Here is a 25,222-nt window from a genome sequence, read left to right as displayed (position 1 = left end):
AATATAGGTTCCAGAATTTTCACATTAAAAACGCCGGAACCTATTAAAAAGATAGTCAATATTTTACCTGATCAATATAGGGTGCCTTTCTGAGGAAACTCCTTCTATCAATTCTATTATATATAATCCCTTATTCAATGAATTAATTTTCAACTCGTATGGATCCCTATTAGAAGTACGCGAAAGCATATCCTTGCTCACTATTTGGCCATTACCATTTATGAGGGTATAGGTGCATTGATCCTTATGTCCAAACTTGATAAATAAATCCTTTCCTTCAAGCGGATTAGGATAGATCTTGGTCTCATAAATTTCCGGACTCAGCTCCACATCCAATATTTCTCCATAATAAGCCAATTCAAAATTAGGGACTCCATAGCCTAATTCTGAATTGGGATCATTGGCATTACTGCCACTCATTAGTAAATAATATACCAATTCATCCTTGGTCCATTCTGGCCTTCCCTGCCAAATTCCAGCAGCAAGAGCAGCAATTTGAGGAGCAGAAAAGGAAGTACCGCTGGAAGTTGAAGTGGCATTGATTCCTCTCCATAACCTCACCCCACTTCCCAATGCCATTAGGTCAGGCTTTGTTCTCCCATCTGCTGTTGGGCCTATGGAACTGAACGAGGAACGGGTCAAATCCTTACTCACCGCCCCTATCGAAAGTACACCTTTGGAGTCTGCAGGAGCGGTAATGGTGATTTCTGATCCACCTCCTTCATTACCCGCACTGGTAACTACTAATATGCCTTTATCTGATGCAATATTGGCCGCTTTTGTGATTAAAGCAGTTTCACCATCCAAATCAGCCTTGGTGTAATTCATTCCCGGATCATTGAAATAATTATAGCCTAATGAACTACTAATTATATCTGTACCTAAACTATCGGCATACTCTGCCGCTCTTGCCCAGTTATATTCCTCTATTCTATATTCTGAAGATACATCCTCGGTAATACACAAAATATAATTCGCATCAAAAGCGCCTGCCACTAAGGTGTTCACATCATTGGCAGCAATCAACGACAAGGCGGAGGTACCATGTGTTTCGGTCCTAAAAACATCATCAGACCATGGCATAACAAAATCTTTGGTGGCGATGATCTTATTATCATCAAACAAATGCTTCATACCATCGATTTCATCTGTATTCAAAAAGCCCCCATCAAAAACAGCGATGGTAATTCCTTTTCCTGTCAATCCTTCAGCATGCATCTCCGGAAGCCCTAAAATACTATTTTGAAAGGCATAATCATCTTCTGAACTCCCCTTGGTCCTAACTTGGATATTTACTGGAAGTTTTAAGATATTCGACCTACCATTACTTCCATTTGAATAGTAATTCTTCGCTATTAGCTCCACGCCATCCTCAGCAACAAAATCTAAAGTTTTTAAGATTTCAACTTGATCTTCACTCGCAATAACCACAGAAGCATTAAACCATTTTGAATTATAGATCACTTCTTCCACTATTCCTGCGACACTTTCAACGTACTTTTGTGATACTGGTAAATCAGTGCTGTCTGCCAAAATCCCTTCCCGTGACCTTCTATCGAGTGCTTTTTGAGTCAAAAATTCCTCAGGCCTTTCCAAACTATATCCAGTTTGGGGTTTGTATTTATATTTCACCACATACCTATCTTGACCATAAGCAAATGATCCTGAAAGCAATACCCATGAAAGAACTAAAATTCCAATTTTAATATTGTCCATTGCTGATTAGTTTCAAATGTGTAATACGGCCTCCATCAATTATTTGTTCTCCAAGGCAATCATTCCTAGAACAATAGCTAAGCACTTCATAATACTTTTCTATCAATCCAACTCCCTTTGCATAAATCTCATACCGGTTATCCCTAAAAGTGATCATATCATCTTCTTCTTCCTGTATAACTCTTGCCACACTTTGATGGGTCTTGTTATTTAATTCATAAGCATTGACTAACTCTAAATTAAACTCATCTTTGGAAAGGTTATTATAAGCATTGGCATCCCAACTAATCAGGTTTTTAGGTGGAAAGACCAAAGGAATATCTTTGAAATTATCTGAATAACGTAAAAGGGACTGCTGCTTTAACTGAAGGGTGTAAACACTATGTTTTTCCCAATCTGATTGATTATTCGATTTCTCACGAGTTACCAAATAAACCAGATTGCCTTCTACATCTATACTACTTTTACTGATAATATCCCTATAAAAAAAATTGGAGGACTCAATATCAGATTCTCCAAAATAAATGGTTTCGGCAACTTCATATATCCAGAATCTATTAACGGATAAGGGCATATAATCAAGACCTAGTTCCACTGAATCAGGTGTACTTTCCTGACAGGCAGCAACAAACAATATTAATACATAAAGTAGAACTTTCTTCATTCAGTTATGCTTGGTATAATACAAAAATACATTTTTATCCTGAAAATTAGCAGCTTTGTATTTTCTAAATCCAAAGCTTGACAAGGATCATATAGAAAAAGCCCCTTTTCTGATTATCTTTGAGCGAAATTTAAGAATTATATCAATTGCTAAAACCGATTTGGAATGGCGCTTAAGACTTTTGTAAAAATAAGTACTGTTAATAACCTGAGCGATGCCCGTTATTGTGCAGGAATGTATGTGGATTTAATGGGATTTAATCTAGAGGAGAACAATAAAAACTTCCTTTCTCCTGAAAAATTCAAGGAAATGACCAACTGGCTTTCTGGTTTGGATTATGTAGCCGAATTTGAAAACACACATCCTGACAAAATCCTGGAGACAGTAAAAAACTATGAAGGAATAAGCTATATTCAAGTCGCAGAAGAGCATCATCTACAGATGCTTTTAAACACTTCTTTTGGCATTATCTGGAACAAATGGGCTGAAACCTTGGATGAATTAAAGGAATTGGTTGCTAAAGCTCCAGGAATGAAAGAAAATCAGGTGACCTTGTTATTGGAATCTTCCAATTTAAAGCTGGATGAAGAAACCATTGCATTGATCAAGGAATTATCTTCAAAATGTGATGTTTTATTAGGGTTTGGACTTGAGGCAGAAAGCATTGATGAAACCATTGCAGCTACCCAAGTAAAAGGAATAGCCATGAAAGGTGGGGATGAAATTAAGCCTGGCTTAAAAGACTTTGATGAACTCGCCGATATATTGGAATCTTTGGAAATTGAAGACTAAATATAAAAACAACAAAAAGGCCTCTGAATTGATTATCAAAGGCCTTTTTGTTAATTAAATTTAAACTTCAGGTACTTGATTTTTTCACCTTTAGCGCTGAACATCGCTTCATATCGCGTCTTTATTCCATGATGCTCATCTCTCATCTCAGAGCTGTAAAAGTCATGCGTAAATTCCAAAATCTCTATGTCCTCCCTTTCTTTCAGTAACTCTAGCGTATAATCGAACAAACCAGTGTTATCTGTCTTAAAATTGATAATACCATCTTTTTTGATCATTGGCTTATAAAGTTCCAAAAATCTTGGACTGGTCAATCTCTTCTTCTCATCGCCATCCCTGGGTCTAGGGTCTGGAAATGTAATCCATAGCTCACTAATTTCCCCCTCCGAAAAAAACTTGTCCAAGTGCTCGATCTGGGTTCTTAGAAAAGCTACATTCTCTAAACCTTCCGAAATGGCTATAGTACTTCCTTTCCAGATTCTAGAGCCCTTGATATCCACACCTATAAAATTCCTTTCACGATAGTGTCTTGCGAACCCAACGGTAAACTCCCCTCTTCCACAGGCCAATTCAACTACTATAGGATGATCATTTTGAAACTGCTCTTTGTTCCAGTTCCCTTTTATCTTTTCAAAAATCTCTTTGCCTTCCTGAACCACATTCCTGTTTTCTTCATTGGCCTTAAACCTGGCAAGTTTATTTCTACCCATTTTATAAATTTTCAATTTCTGCGACCACAAAGGTACTTCCTCCAACAAAAATTAAGTCCTTTTTATCCGCTTTTTTTATCGCTTGGGTCAAGGCTTCATTAACATCCTTAATCACTCTCCCCATTAATCCTTGTTTTTCCGCTTGCTCTTTCAGCTGTTCTGCCTCCAAAGCCCTAGGAATATTGGCCTGGCAAAAAGTATATTCGGCATCTTTTGGCAACAATTTCAACACCTCCCCAAGATCTTTGTCGTTAACCATCCCCAATATCATGTGTAATTTGCGAAAATCCATTTCCTGTATTTGCGCCGTGATCATTCTAATTCCATCAACATTATGACCAGTATCGCAATATACCAAAGGTGCTTCCTGCAATTTTTGGAATCTACCTTTCAAACCAGTAACCTTTGATGCGTGAGCCAAACCTTTTAAGATATGTCTCTCCTCTATTTTAAGATCTTTTCCCCTCAATAGATCAATACTCATTAACACTCCAGCTAGGTTTTTAGCCTGGTATTTCCCCAAAAGATCTATTGAAACGCAGCTCTCTTCATTATTTTTAAAAACCTGATAATCAGACAACAAACCATCACTAGATAAACCTTTAAATAAAACCAAATAATTCTCATCCGCAAAATATATCGGGGCTGAACGTTCACTGGCAATTTCTGAAAAAACAGGTTTTGTCTCTACTTGACTTTGACTGATTACAACTGGTGTTTTGGACTTAATAATCCCTGCCTTTTCAACAGCAATTTCTTCTAAAGTATTTCCCAAAAACTGGGTATGGTCCAAGCCGATATTGGTAATTAAACAAAGCTCAGGTCTCAGGACATTGGTACTGTCCAACCTTCCTCCCATCCCCACTTCCACCACAGCATAATCCACCCTTTCATCAGCAAAATGCTTGAATGCCATGCCTACGGTCATTTCAAAAAAGCTGGGCTTCAGTTCATCTAGGTACCCCTTATATTCTGCGACAAACTCTATTACCTTATCAGCTGGAATTTCTTTACCATTGATTTTGATCCTCTCCGTAAAAGATTTAAGGTGCGGAGAAGTATATAGCCCAACCTTATAACCTGCCTCCTGTAAAACCGCAGCAATAGCATGAGAAGAACTTCCCTTGCCATTGGTTCCTGCCACATGTATAGATTTGAATTTATTTTGGGGATTCCCCAAATGTTCACAAAGCTGAATGGTATTGCTTAGATCTTTCTTAAAGGCTGCTGCACCAATTCGCTGGAACATGGGCAAGGCATTGAACAGATAGTCCAACGTTTCCTGATAATTCATGTCCTGTTAATCTACTTTGATAATAAAGGTAATTTTCCCTTCAGAATATTCGGCGGTTGGGTTGCCGCTTTTCCTTTTAAAATTGAGTTTATTGACCACACCACGATAATAAGCCAATACTTCATTAGTAACATTATATTCCAAAGGTATGGCCTGGGCAATTCGGCCATTATCATCTACAACTATTTTGAAAACTATTCTGCCACTTCGGTTAGAAACCCTATCCTGAATATTAGGTTTGCTAGCAAAATCCCAGCCTGCCAGATCCAAATTATAACCAGATCCATTTCCTGCATTACCTCCTCCAGACTGCAAAATAGAACGGCCGTCAATAGTACCTTCAGGATTTCCTTCATCACCTTTTTGCGTAGAATTTCCTTGGTTACTGCCTGCAGAGGCCTCTTTGCTTGTGCCTTTATTTCCTGCTGCCCCAAAAATAGCCCTTTGATCAATCTTAGGCTTTTCTTCTACTTTTTCCTCGATCTTTTCTTCTACTTTCTCCTCTTTCTTTTCTACAGGTTCAGTAACGGGCTTAGCGCTTTCTTCAGGCTTATTGGTTTCCTTAACCGCCTCGGTAGTCTTCTCAGCCCCCTTTAAAGGACTTACTACATTAGACTTTGTTTCAAGGCTACTTTTCGACTCTGAAGGCTTAGGCTTTGTTGCTGGTTCTGGTTGCGGCTGTACAACTGGTTGAACAGGCTCCGTTACCTGCTCTACTGGATTTCCCGGTGCAGGACTATCTGTATTGATTTCTTTACTTTCTGATGGTGGCGCATCAGTTTGCTCATTACCGCTTCCAGTATCGGTAAAACCAAGGTTCAATTCAAGTCCAAATTGGGCCATAGGGGGAACGGGTGGTCTCCAAACCACAATGAAGTAAATTGCTACCAATACCAAAATATTTACTATAATGGTTATAATGGTAGCTTTCTTTTTACTATCCAGCTCTTCCTTATTGATACCCTCTACTTCCATTCTTATTATTTGTAAGGTTTGGTAGCGATAGAAACATTTGCTTCCAGTAATGCCGCTATACCTCCTATTTCAACTAGGTATTCCACAGGTACTTCCTTGTCAATATGCAAAACAACCTGTCCATCCTTACCTTTTAATAACTTGGTTAGCTCACTTTTAATTTCCTCACGACTGATAATTTTGTCGTTAACGGAATATTTCAAGTCTTTGGTAACAGTAACAGTCACTTCCTGCATCACAATATCTGATGCCTCACTACTTGGCAGGTTTACAGGTAGTCCTGAAGGGGTAATAAAGGAAGAGGTAAGCATAAAGAAGATCAATAACAGAAATATTATATCTGTCATCGAAGACATGCTAAACGCCGCCTCTATCTTATTTTTGGATTGAAGTGCCATATTATTTTTTATCCTGCAATAAATCCATGAATTCCACAGTAGTATATTCCATATTGTGGATCAGCTTAGATACTCTAGTCACGAGATAGTTATAGCCCAAATAAGCTATAATACCGACCACCAAACCAGTTGCTGTAGTGATCATGGCCTCATAAATACCTGTCGAAAGTAATTTAGGTGAAACCATTCCTTCTTCCTGGGCCACACCAATAAACGCCCTGATCATCCCTGCTACAGTACCCAAGAAACCAATCATTGGAGCAGCGCCAGATACAGTAGCCAATAAGCTGAGGTTTTTCTCCAACTTATATATCTCTATCTTGCCCACGTTTTCGATGGCCACTTCAATGTTTTTGAGCGGGCTTCCTATCCTATCCAAGCCTTTGGCTATCATATTGGCCACTGGTGTATCTTCTCCTTGGCAGATCATTCTGGCACCTCCGATATCCCCGGTTTGTACCATCATTTTCACCTGATCTACCATTCCCCTTGGTGTTTGGGCCGCCTTTTTCAAGGTAATCAACCTCTCTACAAAAATAAATACTGCCAATACAAATAACGCATACAAAGGCAACATCATATAGCCGCCTTTAATCATCAAATCCATAAGGCCAATACTGTCAGCACTGTTTTCCATAACGGAAAGGGAATCCGCAACCAATGAATCATTGGTTGATAAAGTCTGTAGTAATATCATATTAGTATTTAAAAACCCATAAAGTTTCTTCAAAATTGGCCTGCTCTTCGTTGATCATGGCCGTGGCATCTACCACATTGTCAAAGTCTGCTATGGCCAATTTATAAAACGATGAACCATAGCCAGGTTGTATAATATAGGTGCTATATCCTTTTTTGTTTAATCGGTCAGAAAAGTCCTTTGCCAAATCCCCATCGATGAATGCGCCTACTGTCACCAAATACCTTGGGCTATCACCCTTTTCGCTGATTCTTGTAAGACTTGGTGTCTCAGGTGCTGCTTCAATCGGAGCTGTAGGAACTTCTTCAACAACTTCTTCCTCTACATTTTCCGGTTCGCTTGGGCTAATTGGTTCGGCATCTTGAGTTAGATAAGATTCAACATCTTTACTGTCTCCATCACCTGCGAAATAATAAATTGAATAACCAATGACTCCCAACAAGAAAATAAGTAAAATGATTATCCAGGCCTTACTGCTACTCTTTTCTTCCTTTTCTTCAGAGATTGATCTACTTGGTCCAGCACTGGTGGCAACAATCGGAACTGCCTCTTTTTTCTCTTCTTTAGGCTCAGGTTTTTCTTCTTTAGCTTCCACCTTTTCCTTTTGGGGGCTTGCCACTGGAATTGCGGTTGGAGGAGTGTCCTTTTTCTCCTCTGCAGGTTCTTTGGTTGGCTCCTTTTCTATTTTCTTCTCTGGAACTGGCGTTACTTTAGGTTCAGGCTTCTCTTCTTCACTAGAAATAGGCGTAATTTTGATTTCTGGCAAACCAAAATCCTTGTCTTCTTCTTTTCTTTTTGAATGTTTATCCTGATCCTTTTTAGCCATTATCTTCTTTTTTTATGGGTGGATTAAATTGCTAAGCTAAGATAAAACCTGCAATTACTCAATAAAGCTGTAGGTAATAATTACGCTTCAATTTTTGCTTTAATTCAAGTTAAAACTTAAAGGTTAAACCACCAATCCCTTGAATTCCACGGGATTGATAATTCCAATATCTTTCATTTTTCTGGTTCAACAAATTATTACCTTGGGCAAATACTGAAAACCTGTCCGTGATCTTATAATCGACTTTAGCATTCAAATCAATGATCGGGCTAAGTGTAGCTGTGTTATCAGCATCAGCCCCCATAAAGTTAATCACATCTATTCCTCCCATCATATCTAGTCCTGCCTGAAGCAACCACTTTTCATCTGGCGTAAAGGTATTGTGCACATTGATTTCCCACTTTGGTTTTTGCCAAGCACCTCTTTCGATATCTACATTTTGCTCATCATCAAATATATAATGATAATAATTGGCAGAAGCATTGATTTGATATTGGCTTCCAAAGCTATATACCAATGAACCCGTATAGTTTAATACCTGAGTATCATCATAAACGATTTGGAACCTAGTGCTATCATTCATACTATTTCCGTAGAAGTGCATATTTTCATAATCTCCATAGGCAACTCCTAACTTATAAGTAAAAGCGTCTTCAACACTACCCCTGATTCCACCTTCAGCCTTAAATTTTTGTATGGTATTCAGCAACTGATCACTTGGACCTAAATAAGGGTTTTCCATAGCAAAACTATAATAGGTATTTCTCTTGACATCACCTATATAGCTAGCATACAATGCAAATTCCTCTTGCAGATTATAACTCGCTTCAATGCTTGGAAAAACATGAAAATCATTGCCTTTATCCGCATAAACATCATTCTCCACTACCAAATTAGCTCCAGCCTTAACTTCAAAACTTTCATTTTGATATTTCACATAAGGCGAGAATTTCACATAATTCCTGTTTATATCTGAATAGGTAATATCTGAAGGAGAAGTTAATAAAGCTTCTAGATTAACTCCTGCCTTAGTTTCATCATTGAAATTATAATAGGTTTTTCCAGAAAAATTAATTTCATGCTCCCTAGCATCATAGTCATCATTGAAAAGTCTTGCTCCCAGTTTCAACTCGTAGTTAAGCGGATCGTCCTTTTCAATATTCCTGATTCCTGCTTGCCCATAAATGCTATGGAACAACTGTTGGATTTCATCTGCTGTAACCTCTGTACCCGGTGTATATCCATAAAAATGGTATCTATCCCTGTCATATCCTAGCTTACCAAAAACTTCAAAAAATTCGGTAAAATAACTTGCGCTCAAACGGACATTGGTATGATCCTCTGCAGAGTTTTCCTTATCTACTGGACCTTCGTAGAACCCCTGATGCTTTAGAAAAACACCGAAGTTAAGGTAATCACTTTCGACATTATTAATATGAAGCTCAGCCAAAGGTGATTGATAATTACCATAACCCAATTTTACCAAACCGTGATTAAGGGCTTGAGTAGTGGAGGGAAATCTTTTTTGATAGGGCTTCAACTCAGAAATACTTGGATCCAAAGTGAAGAAGAAATCCCTTACATCATAATTGAAATTCCCCAATCCTTCTGGCTGTGGTATATTTGGCGCACTTTCAAAATTTCTAGGTCTTGTGGGCAAGCTCAAAACACGGTCTTTTCTAATGACAAATTCCGCATTGGTGACCTCACCACGTTCACTGCCCTTATTGTCCTGAGCAATCGCCCAAGAGGCATTTCCCAAAAACAATAAACATATAATTATCAACGATTTATTCATCTCTATTTCAACAGTTTATTCAAGCAAAAATTATTGAATTGTGCCTAACAATTCTTGGGCTTCTTTCTTAATTTCCTGATTTTCAGAATTCTCAACGATAGACTCCAAGGTGGCTTTTGCCTGGAAGTTTTCATTCAAAGCAAGGTAGTTTTGAGCTAGAAGCAAGAAGCATTTTCCATACCAATAATCATAAACAGCATATTTATTTGAGAAACTAAATATAGTTTCATTTGATTGGGTATAATTCCCGGCTTCATTTAATGAAGTGGCCAACAAGAAAAGCGCCTCTGCTCCCTGAATGGATTCACTTTCATTGATCAACACCATCAATTCATCCTGTGCTCCTGCTGTATTGCCAGTTTTAATCAGTGATTTGGCCTTGATTAATTGAGCATTTGACTTGGCGTCTGTGGTGATGTCCCCCAATGCAATGACTTTGTCTGCAAAGAAGCTAGCAGAATCAAAATTGTCAATTTCATAATAGGAAGTCATCAAACCTTTGAATGCTTCATATTCTTCAATCCTGTCCCTTGCAGCTTTTGCACTGCTTAAGAAATATGGGATTGCTTTTCTGTATTGCTTATTCTCAAGCTCAATTTCTGCAATTTTTTGTATAGCCTTTGATCTATGGGTAGAAGCTCCCATTTTTTCCAACTCATAGAAAGTAGCCAAGGCTTTTTCCTTTTGGCCAGAACGGTAATAGGCGTCACCCATGAAGAAATAGGCTTCCTGTTTATTCCCAGAATTAGGATAACTTTTCAAGAAATTATCAAAAGCCTGTACAGCTTGCTGATAAGACTGGCTAAAGAACAGGTTTTTTGCCGATTCAAATTCCACACTTTGCAGACTTTCATTACTTGGATTGGCTTTCTTGTATTCGGAAAGGTAATTGGAAAATTCACCTGATCTTCCTTGAAGGGAAAGTGCCTCCTGTAATCCCACCAAGGCCGCATCTGCATTACTTGAATTAGGATATCTGTTCAGGATTCTTTGGTAATCATTGATGGTCTGATCATAATTTTTCAAAGAATAATTGGCAATAGCCCTACTTTCCAAAGCAAAAGGTACAAATGGACTATTCGGACTTTGGTCAATCAATGTTGAAAATCCAGTCCTGGCCGCTTGATAATTAGACTCCTCCATATTGATCTGGGCCTTTTGAAAAATCACATCATCCCTGTAAAGGCTATTTGGATATTTGCTTATTGCTTTATCCAACTCCGCTATCGCCTCTCTGTTTCTATTTTGGAAATTAAGCACGACACCTGCCATATAATAAGCATAATCCTCTGATTGATTCCTTTCAGTAATAGCCCTTCTAAAAGTGCTCAATGCGTCATCAAATTTCTTTTGGATATAATAAGTGTCACCAAGTCTTATCAAAGCATCATCATAATAGCCTTTGATATCAGTTTTCTTGATCTGCCTAATATAATTATTGAATTGCTTTTCAGCCTTAGCGTATTGCTTGGTATTGAAATAGGCATATCCCAAACCATAGTAGCTTCGGATCAAAGCAGGATCTAATGAAGTCAATCGCATATTGGTTACCTGCTCATAAGCTTGAATGGCCTGACTCAAATTACCTGCAGCAGCATAAGCTTCCGCTTTCCAATAAAAAGCTTCATGCACAATGGTTTTGTCGATCGGATAACTTATCGACTTGTCAAAATAGGTAATGGCATTTTTATATTGCTTATTTCTATAATAAGTCACTCCTTGAAAATAAGTTACCTTTTGGTAAGCAGCCCTGATCCTAGGAGATTTGTTCTGCATTCCCTCTATATGAGTAATTGCCCTCAAATAATTATTGGTATTGATCAAGGCATCACTTAGTAAATTTTCTGCTTCTGCCCTGTTGGCACCATTCGGATATTTATCTAGGTAATTGTCCAGAGCATTCACTGCTTCTTGAAAACTGCCTTTCTCCAAGCTTAACTTGGCATAATTAAATAATGATTCTTCCTGAATGGCCGCATCGTAATTGCTTTTATAGGCAGCATTGAAGCTGGTTGATGCAAATTGAGGATTGTTTAACTTCAAATAAGAATGACCCAGATAATAGCTGGAAACCTGTCCCAATCGGTCCTTTTCCAATGCAACTTTCTTAAAGTAATTCGTCGCTTCCTGATATTTCTGCACTTTAAACTGGGCTACACCAGCCTTATACATTTGCTCTCTGCTCATCTCCCCGCCGCCTGCTTTTGTAAAAGCATCGTAATAGGTAGCAGCATTGGTAAAGTCCCTTCTTTCAAAATAAGCTTCGGCCAACAAAAGGTAAATTCCTCCTTTTCGATCCAAATTGTTTCTGGATTGGGTTATTGGAGTGGCATAGGCGATTAGCTCATCATATTGCTTTTGTCTATAATAAAGTTCAGAAAGCATGTAAGGGACCTTACTTTGATAGACTTGATATCTATCTGCTTGTTTGAAATCGGCAATCGCCTGATCATACTTCCCTTGCTGAAGTGCTACATAACCGCCATAATAAAATCCATCTGCAGTGTATGAGGTCTGCATCTTCTTAACAGGATCAAAATATCTCGCCGCATTGGCATAGTCTTTCAACTGAAAATAAGCGTATCCAGTCTTAAAGTAAACTTTGGATCGATCCTCCAAACTCACCACATTGACGTTTACCTTATTGTATTGTAAGATGGCATCTTTATAATGTCGCTTTTCAAAATAATAATCCCCTAGCAAAAAAGCTGCTTCATTGGCCTTAGGGTCTGTAGGATAATTATTGGTGATATTTTCTACAAGAGAAGGGCCGTCAGGATTATCTGTCCTTAAAGCGGAAACTGCATGATAATATTCAACATCAATGCGCTGGGAAGGGCTGAGATTTTCCTCTTTTAAGTTTTCAAACTCCAGTTTTGAAGCACTGTATTGGTGTTTATCAAAAAGCTCAAAGGCATCATCTATCTTTTTATCGAGTCCTTTTTGGTACAAGCCTGATTGGGCATTGACTTGATAAATACAGCCTGTGGTCAGCAACAGTAATAATATTTTTCTCATGGTAAAGTTCGCAAACTAGTGCATCAATTTGAATATGAGTTCTTTAAGAATTTCTGCCTCACTCATCCCGTTGGCATCTATACCCTTAGAACGTAGATCTGCTTCTTTCAAATATCCTATATTATCAATAACCTTGCCTATTGGGTAATTTTTAGAGGCAATCATGTATTCTTTCATAAAAAAAGGATTGACTTTCAGTTTACCGACAAGCTCCCTTTCCCCTAATTTCCTGTTGGAATGCACCAATAAAAGTCTCGAAAAATGCAGGTATAACAGGGCTATTATCGGAATCAGAGGATTTGACTTAGGATTTTGACTGAAATGGTTAATGATTTTATTGGCCTTTAAAACATCCCTGAAGCTTAATGCCTTGGTTAGCTCAAAATTATTATAGTCTTTATTGATCCCAATATATTGCTGGATATGATTGCTATTGATCTGAATAGGCTCACTGAAATTGATCAACATCTTATCAATTTCATTGGTCAACACCTCAAGGTTATTACCAATAGATTCAGCAATGATCTGGCAGGCCTTAGGCTCAATGGTAAAATCCTTACTCTTAAGATATCCATCGATCCACGGCGAAAGTTTGTATTCAGGAACCTTGTCAGATTTCACCAAGACTGCTTTCTTATCCAAATCCTTGGCCAAGGCTTTTCTTCCATCAAGGACTTTATATTTATGGGCAAAAACCAAAATAGTACTCGGCAGTGGATTAGAAAGGTAATTTATCAACAGGCTGTCCCCTGCTTCCTTTCCCAAATCAGGTAAATTCTGCGCTTCTTTTACAATGACTACCTGTCGCTCAGCCATCATGGGAAACCGCCGGGCATTGGTCAACACTTGGTTCATGCTAGCGTCCTTCCCATACATCATGATTTGATTGAATCCTTTTTCATGCTCAGGAATGGCATGCTTCTCGATATAATTGGTAATCTGGTCTATAAAATAAGGCTCGTCTCCCTGTAAAAAATAAACGGGAGCATATTTCCCGCTTTTCAACTCCTTTAAGACTGCTTCAGGTTGGTTTGGCATAATTCTATATTTCTACTCAAATATAGAAATTATTGGCATGATAGGAATAATATATGGTCATTATCCTGTGATATTTAGCGACTGACCAAAAGTCAATCTCACTGAATTCAATCCAATAAAATAAGTAAGGAATTTCTGAGCTGAATAAACTTCTTCGGGACATAGCCTGTTAAGTATAATGTTATTAATTTTGAAGCAAATAAATTAAACAAATACATCGTGAGTGATATTAATCAGGGTATCTCCTATTATAAAGAAGGTAAATTTGAAGAGGCATTGGTAATTTTTGATCAACTGATCATTCAAAGCCCCAAAGAGCCGGTTTTACTACTTCATAGAGGGCGAATCCTTTCCAGACTAGGGAAACTTGAGGCTTCATTGACCGATTTCAACCAACTCATTGAAGTGGATAATTTTAATCCGGATTATATTAGTGACAGGGCTGTGGTACTCCATTTGATGCAAAGGAATGATGAAGCTTTGAAGGAATTGGACCGGGCCCTGAACCTTGATCCAAAGAACCCATATAGATATTCAAGCCGTGCCTTCCTAAAAGACCGTGCGGGGGATTTGGAAGGGGCCATTGCTGATTATGAAAAGGCCATTGAGCTAGACCCTGAGGATGCTGTTTCCTATAATAATAAAGGCATTGTAGAAGAAAAACTAGGCTATAAAAAGCGGTCAAAAGAAAGCTTTGACAAGGCCGACAACCTTATCGGTTATCAACCTAAAGAATATAAAAGCACCGCAGCTCCCAAGGAAAAAGATAATACTGAATTGCCCGCAAAAGAATCCGCACCATCTACTCCTTCCTCTCCAATAGAAGAAGAAAAGGCTGAAAACTCACTTTCATTTAAAGACTACTGGAAAACTGTAGCGAAAGTACTAGGTGATAAAAGTACCAGAACTGAGTTTTATAACTTTATCAAATCAAAATTTGGAGGTAAAAAATGATTAGACCCTTTTGATCACCATTAACGGTTTATTGATGAAATAAGACATCTTTCTGGATAGATTACTTGTAAAAAGCTGGTCAAACCAGCTTTTTTTCTTGCTAAGTGTAACCAAAATATCTCCTTTGGCTACAATCAAATAATTCTCAAGACCTAAACCAGGTTCATCACGATATGTCTTAAGCACATAACTCATTTTTTCATAACGAATAAATGGTTTGATCTCTTCCACCATCGTTTGATGCAAGGCCTTATCAATGATTTTACTTTTTGTTCCTACATGAACAATATCAATTTCACTATCAAAATGCCCTGCCATTTCCACCACTTTTTGAATGGCTAATTTATCTTCCTCTACATAATCAGTCGCATAAACGAATTTTCTAGGAGGCTTAAAAAACACTTTTCGGGGCACGATCAGTACATCTCTATCCACTTTGTCAATCACCTGGCTAGACCTGGACCCAATGAAATTGGTTTTAATATCATTGACCCCTTCTGTTCCCATAATGATCAAGTCGATATTGTTCTCCTCAGCATAATCAATTATTACAGGAACAGTCTTTCCTTCTCTAATTTCAGCCCTACACGAATTTATGCCTTTATCCGAACATTCAAGAAGCACTTCATTGACCAGGTTATCCATCTTTTTTTGCACAAACTCCCATAATTCCTCCTTTGGCGTTCGGAAGAGCTTTTTATAGTCGTCCATGTCGGGAACATGAAATAGGATTAAATCTGCATGATATTTTTCGGCAATTTTTGCCGCGTACTCAATTGCATTTAAGGAACATTCCGAAAAATCAGTTGGACATAAAATTTTAAAAGTACTCATTATAAATTAGGGTTTATTTATTAATAACCTCTTTCACGATCAATTTGATTGATCAGTGGTCTATTCTCCTTCTGCCTAAGATAATTATCAATTATTTGGGGAGCAGCAGCCTTAGGGTTGGTTACGCTTGCAATATGAGGGGTAAAGGTGATTTTAGGATGTTTCCAAAAATCATGTCCCTCAGGTAAAGGTTCTTTTCTGAAGACATCCAATAATGCTCCTGAAAGCCATCCTTTATCTATGGCAGGGATTAAATCTTCCTCAACCAGGTGTTGACCTCTTGCCACATTGATCAAATACGTCCCTTTGTTACATTGCTTAAATAATTCTGTATTTAAAAAACCCTCAGTTTTTGGCGTTAAGGGCAATAAACAAATCATCACATTGATTTCCTTGAGAAAATCTCCCAATTGATCACCAAAAAAATAGGGGAATTTAAAATTATCCTTTGGTCTGTTTCCATAACCAAACACCTCAAATCCCATATAGTCCAATTTATCCAAGACATCTCCCCCCAGCTCACCAACTCCCAACACACCAATTTTAACCGGCAGTTCAGGCTGGCTCATATCCCATTTTTGCTTTTCCTTATCAGCCAAAAACCGCTGAATTTGACGGTGATAATTGAGTACTCCCATCACCACATAATTGGTCATTGAAAAAGTCAACATAGGATCCACTATTCTGCAGATAGGAATGGTCTTGTCAATTGTTTCATCTCCCAAAATATGATCCACCCCCGCCCCCATAGAGCAAATGATTTTCAATTTTTTGAATTGGGATAAAGAGCCCTTTGGATGTTGCCAAACCATGGCTACCTCTACTTTATCAGGTTCTTGGATATCAGGATATATCTCCAATGGAATTTCTGGTGATTCCTTTTTAAATATTTCTATCCAAGGACTAACATCCCTGCTCGGGGAAATAATTGCTAAGCTCATTTATTTTTTACTGATATATGGATTGTTCTTAATATAAAACCGCCAAGGCAATAAAGCATCTTCTTCTGCATAATCTACACCTATTCTTTGGGTAGTAATAATCTCAAAATCATCATATCCTTCTTCCTTATATCCTATCCAAAGGCCTGATTCTTGGTTAAATAGATTTACATCATTATCTTCTGAAGTAATTCCCAGCGCTTTGGTCAACTTCCCTGGACCATTGGTCAGGTCACGGTTATTTTTCACTTTTCTTCTCTCATGCATAATATCAATCCCGGAAATTGGTTCCACGGCCCTTATCAGTACTGCTCTCGCATCCCCCTCAGCATGAGTGACAATATTCAACAAATGATGTATACCATAACACAAATAAACGTAACTTCTTCCACCTTCTTTGAACATTACAGCGGTTCTTGGCGTTAGCTTATTTGGAAATGCATGACAGGCTTTATCCACGTTTCCGTCATAAGCCTCTGTTTCCACTATCCTAGCGGTAGTAATCTTTCCGTTAAACTCTGAAACAATGATTTTACCTAAAAGGTCCTTGGCAATATCGGTTACATTCCTGTCTAAAAAGAATTCTTTAGCAAGAATTTTAATATCTTTCATGCTTAATATTATAACACCTTAATATCTATAATTTAGTCAAAATAAAAAAATCATTAATATTACTTCTTACAATTAAACCAATTCAAATTACCTATGAAGCTAAGAGTCAGCATCTTCATTTTGCTACTAACCATCAGTGCTACTTTTGGGGCGTTAGCACAACAAATCCAAATGCCACAAGCAAGTCCTGCGGCCAGTATAAGCCAAAAAATAGGCTTAACCGATGTAAAGGTTGAATATAGTCGGCCAAGCGTAAAGGGCCGAAAAATATTCGGAACTTTGGTTCCTTATGGAGAGGTTTGGAGAACCGGAGCCAATGCAAGCACCAAGATTTCCTTCAATACCGATGTTATCATCGAAGGAAAAAATTTACCTGCAGGCACCTATGCACTGTATACCATTCCAAATAAAAAGGAATGGACTGTTATTCTTTCGGACAATCTTGAATTGTGGGGATCCATTGGCTACACAGCAGAAAATGATGTATTGAAATTTACGGTTCCAGCCCAGAAAAGCCGGGAAGATTTTGAAACAATGGAAATCAGCTTCAACAAACTAACAGATTCTGGAGCTGCCTTCAACTTGAACTGGGAAAAAACAGCAATCAGTTTTAATATTGAAACTGAAGTGGAGCCTGTAGTGATGAGTCAAATTCAAGATTTGGTTATTGACCAAAATTCTGATAACCCTGGCTTACTTTACCAAGCTGCCTCCTATTATTATTCCCAAGACAAAGATTTGAAAACTGCCCACCAATGGATAGAAAAATCAGTGGAAGCAGATCCCAAGTATTGGACCATGCATTTGAAGGCAAAAATAGAAGATAAACTGGGTATGAAAGACGAAGCCATAGAAAGTGCCAACCTTTCAAGTGAAATGGCCAGAGAAGCTAAAAACATGGATTATGTAGGTCTCAATGAGAGATTGATCAAATCGATTAAATGAGAAGCTATTTTCAGTAAAAAAGACCACGATTGTGATGATCGTGGTCTTTTTTATTTATGGATAAGTGATAAATCTTAGATAGTTAGTCCTTCGAATTGAAAAGCTGAATCACTGCTGAAAGCCCCATTACTAACAGACAACCTATAGCATTGTACCACAAATAGCCAATATCAATACTTATACCTAGAAACTCACTGCCATTTTTCCAATGGATCAATAATATGATCACCTCCGTAATTAATGCAGCTATAAAAACCGCATTCCCCCTCACCCATTTCATATAAAACCCTACTAGAAATATACCTAGGATGGTTCCGTAAAAAAGTGAGCCCAATAGATTCACAGCTTGAATCAGGTTTTCAAACAATGTTGCATATGTAGCAAAAAGAATCGCAAACACTCCCCAAACTGCAGTGAGTAATTTAGACGAAAGCGTATAATGCCTCTCTGACTTGTTTTTATTAATAGAACGTTTGTAAATATCCACAGTGGATGTAGATCCCAAAGCATTGAGTTCTGAAGCAGTACTGGACATAGCCGCTGAAAATATTACTGCAAATAAAAGCCCCACCACACCTGAAGGCAGATAATCCATTACAAAACGCATAAACACGTAATCCGTATCCCGGGTTTCGGCTTTTGGTTCATTTTTAAGTATCAACTCTTTTACATCACCTCTTATAGCTTCCTGCTTTTGTTGGCTTTTGTCTATTTGAACTTTCAATTCTTCTACCTTGCCTTCATCTCCTGAGTTTTCCGCTTCAATCATGGAATATATGGCTGAATTCTTTTCTTCAAACGCATCAGAATAGGCTTTTTCAAGTTGGCGAAAATCATCCTTATATTCACTTTTGGACAATTTTTCTGTCTGGACCTTATTAAAGAAGATAGGTGGTTCGTAAAATTGATAGAACACAAATACCATTACCCCAATAAACAAGATGATGAACTGCATGGGGACTTTCAAAAAACCATTCATAATTAGCCCCATCCGGCTTTCCTTCAAAGATCGCCCATTAAGGTACCTTTGTACCTGAGATTGATCAGTGCCAAAATAAGACAAGAACAAGAACAAAGCACCAGTAATACCTGACCAGAAATTATACCTGTCACCCAAATCAAACTCAAAGTTGACAATATTCAATTTCCCCATCTTTCCAGCCACATGCATGGCATCATTGAAAGGAATAGGTAGCATATTGATCACCAAAATCCCTGCTAGTATCATCCCACCCATCATAACGGTCATTTGTTGTTTCTGCGTTATGGAAACAGCTTTGGTACCTCCTGAAACTGTATAAATTATCACCACCAAGCCAATAAAAACATTGGTAAAGGTCAGGTTCCAATTCAGTAAAGTAGAAAGAATTATGGCTGGTCCATAAATAGTTATTCCTGCTGCTAATCCCCTTTGGATCAAAAACAAAAAGGCAGCAAGTGTTCTGGTCTTTAAATCAAACCTTGATTCCAAAAATTCATAAGCTGTGTAAACCTTTAACTTATAATATATAGGAAGAAAGGTTATAGATAGGATTATCATAGCTATAGGCAAGCCAAAATAAAACTGTACAAACCGCATCCCATCTTGATAAGCCTGTCCAGGTGTACTCAAAAAGGTAATAGCAGAAGCTTGAGTGGCCATTATGGACAAACCTATAGTCCACCATCCAAGTTCGTTTCCACCCTTCAGGTAGCTGTCCATATCCTTTGGTCCATAGGTTTTGTATACGCCATAACCGATAATGGCCATCAAGGTTCCAAAAAGGACAATCCAGTCAAGATAACTCATGAATAATATTTGGTAATGGTATAAAACAAAAGTATCAAGCCGGCCAAGACCAGTATTAATAGGGCATATAATTTATTCCAGTTTACCGATGGTTCATTCATTACCTTGCTCTATTAGATTGACAAAAAGTTTAATTGCTCCAGGAACTCCTGCAGGCAATAACCTGAACCATGAGATCCCTGAATAGGTATACGTACCTTTCCCGTATTTGGCCAAAAGGAGGCTTCCCTTACTTGCACTTTCTCCTGGGTCATTCATCGTAATAGGAGTAACATACTGCTTATCCCAATTATCCGGAAAGTACAAGCCTCTTTCTTGTACCCAACCATCAAAGTCCTCCATACTTATAGGATTAGGCCCTTGCAAGACCGAATGGGCTTTGAAATCCACCATTACAGGTGAATTTTCAACAGCCACCCTTTTACGGGTAATATCAAAAGGATAGGGTCCCAGCTGATCTGTCATCAATGAAGCTGTGGTATTATATTGGACAATCAAATTCCCCCCATTTTCAACATATTTCATTAATTCACCAAATTGACCAACCAATTGTTCATTCACATTGAAAGCCCTGATCCCTACTATCACAGTTGAAAATCCGGATAGTCTTTTTTCATCAAAACTTCCACTTTCTAAAATTGACACTGCATAACCCAAATTCTGTAATACTTGGGCTACATCATCTCCAGCTCCAGGAATATATGCGATCCTTTGATTGCTGATCTTCAGGTCAAGTTTAATCAAATCAAACTTAGCCTTTGGAAAATAAGTCAAGTCTGGAATATGCTTATAATTAATATGCCTAATCCCTTGATCATAAGTCCTCCCATCATCTGTCTTAAACCGAGCAGTAATACTGGTTTTACCGATTTTCGCATCCCCGTTGATGCTGACCTGATAAGTAATTTCATTAGGACTTTTACTGCTCTCTTCCTTAACAATTTTATAGGCACTTTGAGGCAAACCTGCCAGCTCCAGTCTTCCAGAAACAGGCTGATCGTTAAATTTCACACTAATATTAAAAATGGCTGGTTTGCCAGAAATGGCATAAACTTGATCTTGTTCAATACTCAGTTGAATGACAGGAATTAAAACAAATGGTTGGTTGATCTCCCCGTCGACAGGATCATTATATTTATATTTCAATGGAACATCGACCTGAAATTCCTGTCCATCAATATTGAAACTGACCTTAGCTGTAACTGTTGGTTTATTGAAGGCCATTCCAATCTTACATTGATCTGTAACATCATAAAGCTTGCCTTCTGGTTCATTTTCTATCCAATAAGGCTGAGAAACCCTGCTACTCGCGTCAAAAGACATTTGCATTCTTTCCCTCAACACCTCATTATCTAAAACTGTTGTATTCAAATCATGATTTCCGTCCTGAACATCAATTTTGTTCACCTTTACTGGAATCGTAGATGGGTTATTAAAAACAAAGGTTGCATTTACCTTTTCTCCTACAAATGCCTCTTGTTTGTCTGCTAAAAGTTCCATTTTCAGCCCAAGCGCATTCACAACTATCTCATCAATAAGCTCTTTTTTCTCTTTAATCCACTTTCCTTCACTTTTGACTTTATCCAATAGTTCTTTTATCTTGAGTAGATTGGAAAGATTATTATCTAAATGAACAAAATCAAAATCTGTTATTGCCTTATTTAATGCTACCTGAATTTCTTTACCATTTGTGATTTTACCCCATCGGCTTTCTACACCTTCAAAGGGATCATTTTTAAAATCTTCTCCATCGACCAATTCTATTATATCTTCAGAATCACCTATAGAAGCTGTTGAACCAAAGCCCTGAGATTTGTGCATGGTTCTGCTATCAGCAGCTATCTGAGCGTAAGTTGTACCCAAAAGATCATTGTATTCACCTACGGGAAAAGAATGATAAACTGCTTCATTGCCTGGCTCATAGGGCCTCCCCCAACTATATGCATTCCAAAATACCCTTTTGGTTTCCCAAACACCAACTTTATCTAATTGCTCAGGAAAGACCTTTGGATCTGCAGCAGCCCTAAAAGCTTCAGTGGATAAAATGGCAGAAGTAGTATGATGACCATGAGTGGTTCCAGGAATGGTATTGAATCTGTTGATAATAATGTCAGGCTGGTAATTCCTGATCACCCAAACAACATCTGAAAGCAATTTTTCCTTATCCCAATTATTCAGGGTTTCAGTGGGGTTCTTACTGTAGCCAAAATCAATTGCCCTGGAAAAAAACTGTTGGCCACCATCAGTCTCCCTTGCCTTTAAAAGTTCTTGGGTTCTTATCATGCCCAATTCAACACCCAATTCTTTTCCGATAAGGTTCTGACCTCCGTCCCCCCTTGTGAGAGATAAATACCCCACCTGAACATGTTCTTTATTTCCTAAATAGGCTATCAACCTTGTATTTTCATCATCTGGGTGAGCAGCAATATATAACACCCTTTTGGTTTCATTTAACCTTAATAATTGATGGAAAATATAAGAAGAAGGTTGAGGTATTATCTTTTCGGCAGCTGCTTGCCCGAAAACAGAAATCAAGATAAAAGAAAATAGTAATCGTATTTTTAGCTTCATAGGGTATGGTCTTATAAAAACGAATCTAAAATAACCATTAAATATGATAAAACACTTTTATACAAGTGGTATTGCCAACAAAGGTTTGGGGCTTCTCAGAACAGGACAATCATGTCATTAAAACTAAATTTTGAAACTGACATCTGCGATTGGGATGTGTCTAAAGAGAATTAAAAAACATTAAGCTCCTCAAAAATTAGATAAACAAAATTGACCCTGCCAATTTTTACCAAATTATTAATGAATATTTTGCATATCAAGTTTATTAATTCAATCACCAGCTAGTTTTATTCGTATTTTTAGGTAATACATAACTGATAAACCTTAATTTATTTATCAATGGCCACTACAGATTTTATTTGGGAAAACATTGATATCAATACCGCAAACCATAAAAGTCCTGTCACATTTGTTTACCAAGTTTCAAACTAAAATATTATGAATAAACAAAGTCTATTTGCCATCGCTACTCTAATTTATTTGTTCAGTAGCTGCTCTGCAGGAAAGGTCATTGACACTACTTCAGATGAGAACTTTAATATCAATAATTATGAAAGTTTTGATTTTTATCAAACAGACCTTGAAATCGACGAAATGCCTGAATTTGAAAAACGGGTAGATTGGATCAAAGAAGCCATAGCTGAAAAATTTAGCGAATTTGGCTTGAAAAGAGATACAATATCTCCTGATCTCCTTGTTAACATTGGCATAGTACTAGAAGAAAAAGTACAAACAAGAGAAACTGACCTTAGAAGTGATCCCCCTACCTATGTTGGACAAAGAAATTACCATTGGGAAGTCCAGGAAGTTGAAGTTGGAAGGTATAATGAGGGAACATTTACTTTAGACTTAGTAGATGCAAAGTCAGAAAACTTAATGTGGCAAGGTATTGCTGAAGGAGTTATTACCAAAAACGACAACAGAGCCTATAAAGACCTCAAAGAAGGGACCAAGAAATTATTATCTGATTTAGACCAATAAAAAATTCTTTCAACAACTAACCTTAATAGATTATGAAAAACTTATGGATTTTGTTTCTGATACTAATGATGAGTTGTTCAAGCAGCACTTCAATCGTAAGTTCTTGGAAAGAACCCGGTGCCAATATGGAAAACACCAAATTTTCAAAAATTTTAGCTGTAGTAATGGCCAGTACTGAATCATCAAGAAGGCAAGCTGAAGATGAACTAGCAAGAGAAAATTCAATTTTTGTTCCATCATATCAAGTCCTCAATAATAAGGAAGTATCCATGGACAAAGAAAAAAGTGGCAATATCTTGAAAGATCAAAATATTGATGGGGTTTTGATTCTAAAACTAGTGGACAAGGAAAAAACCCAGAATTATGTTCCGGGTTCCTATACAGGTGGATATTATGGCAGGTATAGTTATTATTGGGGTGGCTACTACGACCCAGGCTATTATCAAGAAAACACTAATTATCTAATCGAAGTAAGCTTATACTCTTTAGAAAAAAATGAATTGGTATGGTCTGGTATCAGCTCAACCGTAAACCCAAGTTCTGTTGAAAAAACGGTAAAGAACATTCTCAATGAATCTTATAAGCAAATGAGAGAGGATGGATTCCTACCTCCAGCAAATTAATTCCTTAGAAGAGGCTGTCTTGTAATAAGTAAATCCGTCATCCCGAGGTAGGCAGGATCACAATGACACATCAATTTAAGGCAGCCTCTTCTTCCTTCATCCTCTTCACCTTTACTCTTTTTAATGATTGTCCAATTTTTTAATAACTTGAGGGGATTATTGAACTAAATAGTCCTATTTGACCATCATAGTCTTCTGATCTACAACTCAAACTAAAATACAATTCCCAATCTTCGGCCCTATTGGTAAAACTTCCTTTAATACCATGCTCCCTATGCTGATCTATTCGTTGGGATAGATCACTGCTGAAACCAATGTAATAAAAAGTATCAATGGATTTTGAGTACAATATGTAAACCTTAAAAATTGACATAACAAAAAAAGGACAGCTTTTGAACTGTCCTTTTGAGCCTCCTGTCGGGATCGAACCAACGACCTTTCCGATAACTATCGGAATGCTCTACCATCCCGATAGCCATCGGGATAAGGAGGCTAATCTTTGTATTGCTCCAAGAGCCTTCGTCCAATGGCTTCGTACTTTTTTAGGTTAGATAAATATTTCCTGGACTTATTCTTTTTTAAATGTCTTTCTATCGATCTAGCCTGAGATTCAGAAGTACAAGTCAAACTTAAATACAATTCCCAATCTTCGGCCCTATTGGTAAAACTCCCTTTAATACCATGCTCCCTATGCTGATCTATTCGTTGGGATAGATCACTGCTGAAACCAATGTAATAAAAAGTATCAATGGATTTTGAGTACAATATGTAAACCTTAAAAATTGACATAACAAAAAAAGGACAGCTTTTGAACTGTCCTTTTGAGCCTCCTGTCGGGATCGAACCAACGACCTTTCCGATAACTATCGGAATGCTCTACCATCCCGATAGCCATCGGGATAAGGAGGCTAATCTTTGTATTGCTCCAAGAGCCTTCGTCCAATGGCTTCGTACTTTTTTAGGTTAGATAAATATTTCCTGGACTTATTCTTTTTTAAATGTCTTTCTATCGATCTAGCCTGAGATTCAGAAGTACAAGTCAAACT

General features: G+C 37.7%; 23 protein-coding genes. 5 read left to right on the top strand and 18 right to left on the bottom strand.

Annotation, left to right across the window (positions count from 1 at the left end; all coding sequences use genetic code 11):
* Positions 1-63 precede the first annotated feature (63 nt).
* Both KMW37_RS18275 and KMW37_RS18270 read right to left on the bottom strand, forming a co-directional pair.
* Positions 64-1,716: a S8 family peptidase gene (locus tag KMW37_RS18275; RefSeq protein WP_215226102.1), complete on the bottom strand. Its 1,653-nt coding sequence runs from the start codon at positions 1,714-1,716 to the stop codon at positions 64-66.
* Positions 1,703-2,380 carry a hypothetical protein gene (locus KMW37_RS18270; protein WP_215226101.1) on the bottom strand — a complete coding sequence of 226 codons (678 nt, stop codon included), beginning with the start codon at positions 2,378-2,380 and terminating at the stop codon, positions 1,703-1,705. Before KMW37_RS18270 ends, KMW37_RS18275 begins: the two co-directional genes overlap by 14 nt.
* 165 nt (positions 2,381-2,545) lie before the next feature.
* Here KMW37_RS18270 and trpF point away from each other — a divergent pair, with 165 nt between their 5' ends.
* The gene (gene trpF, locus KMW37_RS18265; protein ID WP_215226100.1) at positions 2,546-3,172 is read left to right on the top strand and encodes a phosphoribosylanthranilate isomerase; all 627 of its coding nucleotides are present in this window, start codon (positions 2,546-2,548) and stop codon (positions 3,170-3,172) included.
* 50 nt (positions 3,173-3,222) lie between these two features.
* On the opposite strand, the gene trmB is transcribed toward trpF, so the two are convergent.
* The 9 genes from trmB to holA form a co-directional block, all read right to left on the bottom strand.
* Positions 3,223-3,882, bottom strand: coding sequence for a tRNA (guanosine(46)-N7)-methyltransferase TrmB (trmB, locus tag KMW37_RS18260; protein ID WP_215226099.1), 660 nt, complete (start codon positions 3,880-3,882; stop codon positions 3,223-3,225).
* Between the two features lies 1 nt (position 3,883).
* Positions 3,884-5,176: a bifunctional folylpolyglutamate synthase/dihydrofolate synthase gene (locus KMW37_RS18255; protein WP_215226098.1), complete on the bottom strand. Its 1,293-nt coding sequence runs from the start codon at positions 5,174-5,176 to the stop codon at positions 3,884-3,886.
* Between the two features lie 6 nt (positions 5,177-5,182).
* Positions 5,183-6,151, bottom strand: a complete 969-nt coding sequence (locus KMW37_RS18250; protein ID WP_215226097.1) for an energy transducer TonB — start codon at positions 6,149-6,151, stop codon at positions 5,183-5,185.
* A 5-nt stretch (positions 6,152-6,156) separates the two neighbouring features.
* A complete protein-coding gene (locus KMW37_RS18245) occupies positions 6,157-6,549 on the bottom strand; it encodes an ExbD/TolR family protein (protein WP_215226096.1) in 393 nt (130 codons plus the stop codon).
* A 1-nt stretch (position 6,550) separates the two neighbouring features.
* Positions 6,551-7,246, bottom strand: coding sequence for a MotA/TolQ/ExbB proton channel family protein (locus tag KMW37_RS18240; protein WP_215226095.1), 696 nt, complete (start codon positions 7,244-7,246; stop codon positions 6,551-6,553).
* 1 nt (position 7,247) lies between these two features.
* On the bottom strand, positions 7,248-8,072 hold the full coding sequence (locus KMW37_RS18235; protein ID WP_215226094.1) for an SPOR domain-containing protein: 825 nt from the start codon (positions 8,070-8,072) through the stop codon (positions 7,248-7,250).
* 109 nt (positions 8,073-8,181) lie between these two features.
* Positions 8,182-9,870: a TonB-dependent receptor domain-containing protein gene (locus KMW37_RS18230; RefSeq protein ID WP_215226093.1), complete on the bottom strand. Its 1,689-nt coding sequence runs from the start codon at positions 9,868-9,870 to the stop codon at positions 8,182-8,184.
* Between the two features lie 30 nt (positions 9,871-9,900).
* The gene (locus KMW37_RS18225; protein ID WP_215226092.1) at positions 9,901-12,888 is read right to left on the bottom strand and encodes a tetratricopeptide repeat protein; all 2,988 of its coding nucleotides are present in this window, start codon (positions 12,886-12,888) and stop codon (positions 9,901-9,903) included.
* A 15-nt stretch (positions 12,889-12,903) separates the two neighbouring features.
* The gene (gene holA, locus KMW37_RS18220; protein WP_215226091.1) at positions 12,904-13,926 is read right to left on the bottom strand and encodes a DNA polymerase III subunit delta; all 1,023 of its coding nucleotides are present in this window, start codon (positions 13,924-13,926) and stop codon (positions 12,904-12,906) included.
* Positions 13,927-14,145: 219 nt separating this feature from the next.
* On the opposite strand from holA, the gene KMW37_RS18215 reads away from it, so the two are divergent.
* Positions 14,146-14,880 carry a tetratricopeptide repeat protein gene (locus tag KMW37_RS18215; protein WP_215226090.1) on the top strand — a complete coding sequence of 245 codons (735 nt, stop codon included), beginning with the start codon at positions 14,146-14,148 and terminating at the stop codon, positions 14,878-14,880.
* On the opposite strand, the gene KMW37_RS18210 is transcribed toward KMW37_RS18215, so the two are convergent.
* The 3 genes from KMW37_RS18210 to KMW37_RS18200 are packed head-to-tail and all read right to left on the bottom strand — an operon-like array spanning position 14,881 to position 17,267.
* The gene (locus KMW37_RS18210; RefSeq protein WP_215226089.1) at positions 14,881-15,714 is read right to left on the bottom strand and encodes a universal stress protein; all 834 of its coding nucleotides are present in this window, start codon (positions 15,712-15,714) and stop codon (positions 14,881-14,883) included.
* A gap of 20 nt (positions 15,715-15,734) precedes the next feature.
* Positions 15,735-16,655 (bottom strand): 2-hydroxyacid dehydrogenase, encoded by a 921-nt coding sequence (locus KMW37_RS18205; RefSeq protein ID WP_215226088.1) that lies wholly within the window; start codon positions 16,653-16,655, stop codon positions 15,735-15,737.
* Positions 16,656-17,267, bottom strand: coding sequence for a DNA-3-methyladenine glycosylase (locus KMW37_RS18200; protein WP_215226087.1), 612 nt, complete (start codon positions 17,265-17,267; stop codon positions 16,656-16,658).
* A gap of 93 nt (positions 17,268-17,360) precedes the next feature.
* Between KMW37_RS18200 and KMW37_RS18195 the strand changes: the two genes are divergently transcribed.
* The gene (locus tag KMW37_RS18195; RefSeq protein ID WP_215226086.1) at positions 17,361-18,212 is read left to right on the top strand and encodes a DUF2911 domain-containing protein; all 852 of its coding nucleotides are present in this window, start codon (positions 17,361-17,363) and stop codon (positions 18,210-18,212) included.
* Positions 18,213-18,294: 82 nt separating this feature from the next.
* On the opposite strand, the gene KMW37_RS18190 is transcribed toward KMW37_RS18195, so the two are convergent.
* Positions 18,295-20,001: a sodium:solute symporter family transporter gene (locus KMW37_RS18190; RefSeq protein ID WP_215226085.1), complete on the bottom strand. Its 1,707-nt coding sequence runs from the start codon at positions 19,999-20,001 to the stop codon at positions 18,295-18,297.
* Between the two features lie 93 nt (positions 20,002-20,094).
* Complete coding sequence (locus tag KMW37_RS18185; RefSeq protein ID WP_215226084.1) at positions 20,095-22,572, bottom strand: PIG-L family deacetylase; 2,478 nt, start codon at positions 22,570-22,572, stop codon at positions 20,095-20,097.
* 438 nt (positions 22,573-23,010) lie between these two features.
* On the opposite strand from KMW37_RS18185, the gene KMW37_RS18180 reads away from it, so the two are divergent.
* Both KMW37_RS18180 and KMW37_RS18175 read left to right on the top strand, forming a co-directional pair.
* A complete protein-coding gene (locus KMW37_RS18180; protein WP_215226083.1) occupies positions 23,011-23,553 on the top strand; it encodes a DUF4136 domain-containing protein in 543 nt (180 codons plus the stop codon).
* Positions 23,554-23,585: 32 nt separating this feature from the next.
* Positions 23,586-24,176 (top strand): hypothetical protein, encoded by a 591-nt coding sequence (locus KMW37_RS18175; RefSeq protein WP_215226082.1) that lies wholly within the window; start codon positions 23,586-23,588, stop codon positions 24,174-24,176.
* Between the two features lie 139 nt (positions 24,177-24,315).
* Here KMW37_RS18175 and KMW37_RS22675 read toward each other — a convergent pair whose 3' ends face one another.
* Both KMW37_RS22675 and KMW37_RS22670 read right to left on the bottom strand, forming a co-directional pair.
* Entirely contained in the window at positions 24,316-24,549 is a 234-nt protein-coding gene (locus tag KMW37_RS22675; RefSeq protein ID WP_215226081.1) for a GIY-YIG nuclease family protein, read from the bottom strand.
* Between the two features lie 119 nt (positions 24,550-24,668).
* Positions 24,669-24,965, bottom strand: coding sequence for a GIY-YIG nuclease family protein (locus KMW37_RS22670; protein WP_215226080.1), 297 nt, complete (start codon positions 24,963-24,965; stop codon positions 24,669-24,671).
* Between the last annotated feature and the right edge of the window lie 257 nt (positions 24,966-25,222).

This window comes from Echinicola shivajiensis (assembly GCF_018642165.1).
GTDB lineage: Bacteria > Bacteroidota > Bacteroidia > Cytophagales > Cyclobacteriaceae > Echinicola > Echinicola shivajiensis.
The sequence above is the reverse complement of the archived record's forward strand: the minus strand, read 5'-3'. Positions and strand labels throughout refer to the sequence as shown.

Bases quoted from the DNA above. Each gene is read 5' to 3' on its own strand.
- KMW37_RS18275 (WP_215226102.1), bottom strand. From the start codon at position 1,716: ATGGACAATATTAAAATTGGAATTTTAGTTCTTTCATGGGTATTGCTT.
- KMW37_RS18270 (WP_215226101.1), bottom strand. From the start codon at position 2,380: ATGAAGAAAGTTCTACTTTATGTATTAATATTGTTTGTTGCTGCCTGT.
- trpF (WP_215226100.1), top strand. From the start codon at position 2,546: ATGGCGCTTAAGACTTTTGTAAAAATAAGTACTGTTAATAACCTGAGC.
- trmB (WP_215226099.1), bottom strand. From the start codon at position 3,882: ATGGGTAGAAATAAACTTGCCAGGTTTAAGGCCAATGAAGAAAACAGG.
- KMW37_RS18255 (WP_215226098.1), bottom strand. From the start codon at position 5,176: ATGAATTATCAGGAAACGTTGGACTATCTGTTCAATGCCTTGCCCATG.
- KMW37_RS18250 (WP_215226097.1), bottom strand. From the start codon at position 6,151: ATGGAAGTAGAGGGTATCAATAAGGAAGAGCTGGATAGTAAAAAGAAA.
- KMW37_RS18245 (WP_215226096.1), bottom strand. From the start codon at position 6,549: ATGGCACTTCAATCCAAAAATAAGATAGAGGCGGCGTTTAGCATGTCT.
- KMW37_RS18240 (WP_215226095.1), bottom strand. From the start codon at position 7,246: ATGATATTACTACAGACTTTATCAACCAATGATTCATTGGTTGCGGAT.
- KMW37_RS18235 (WP_215226094.1), bottom strand. From the start codon at position 8,072: ATGGCTAAAAAGGATCAGGATAAACATTCAAAAAGAAAAGAAGAAGAC.
- KMW37_RS18230 (WP_215226093.1), bottom strand. From the start codon at position 9,870: ATGAATAAATCGTTGATAATTATATGTTTATTGTTTTTGGGAAATGCC.
- KMW37_RS18225 (WP_215226092.1), bottom strand. From the start codon at position 12,888: ATGAGAAAAATATTATTACTGTTGCTGACCACAGGCTGTATTTATCAA.
- holA (WP_215226091.1), bottom strand. From the start codon at position 13,926: ATGCCAAACCAACCTGAAGCAGTCTTAAAGGAGTTGAAAAGCGGGAAA.
- KMW37_RS18210 (WP_215226089.1), bottom strand. From the start codon at position 15,714: ATGAGTACTTTTAAAATTTTATGTCCAACTGATTTTTCGGAATGTTCC.
- KMW37_RS18205 (WP_215226088.1), bottom strand. From the start codon at position 16,655: ATGAGCTTAGCAATTATTTCCCCGAGCAGGGATGTTAGTCCTTGGATA.
- KMW37_RS18200 (WP_215226087.1), bottom strand. From the start codon at position 17,267: ATGAAAGATATTAAAATTCTTGCTAAAGAATTCTTTTTAGACAGGAAT.
- KMW37_RS18195 (WP_215226086.1), top strand. From the start codon at position 17,361: ATGAAGCTAAGAGTCAGCATCTTCATTTTGCTACTAACCATCAGTGCT.
- KMW37_RS18190 (WP_215226085.1), bottom strand. From the start codon at position 20,001: ATGAGTTATCTTGACTGGATTGTCCTTTTTGGAACCTTGATGGCCATT.
- KMW37_RS18185 (WP_215226084.1), bottom strand. From the start codon at position 22,572: ATGAAGCTAAAAATACGATTACTATTTTCTTTTATCTTGATTTCTGTT.
- KMW37_RS18180 (WP_215226083.1), top strand. From the start codon at position 23,011: ATGAATAAACAAAGTCTATTTGCCATCGCTACTCTAATTTATTTGTTC.
- KMW37_RS18175 (WP_215226082.1), top strand. From the start codon at position 23,586: ATGAAAAACTTATGGATTTTGTTTCTGATACTAATGATGAGTTGTTCA.
- KMW37_RS22675 (WP_215226081.1), bottom strand. From the start codon at position 24,549: ATGTCAATTTTTAAGGTTTACATATTGTACTCAAAATCCATTGATACT.
- KMW37_RS22670 (WP_215226080.1), bottom strand. From the start codon at position 24,965: ATGTCAATTTTTAAGGTTTACATATTGTACTCAAAATCCATTGATACT.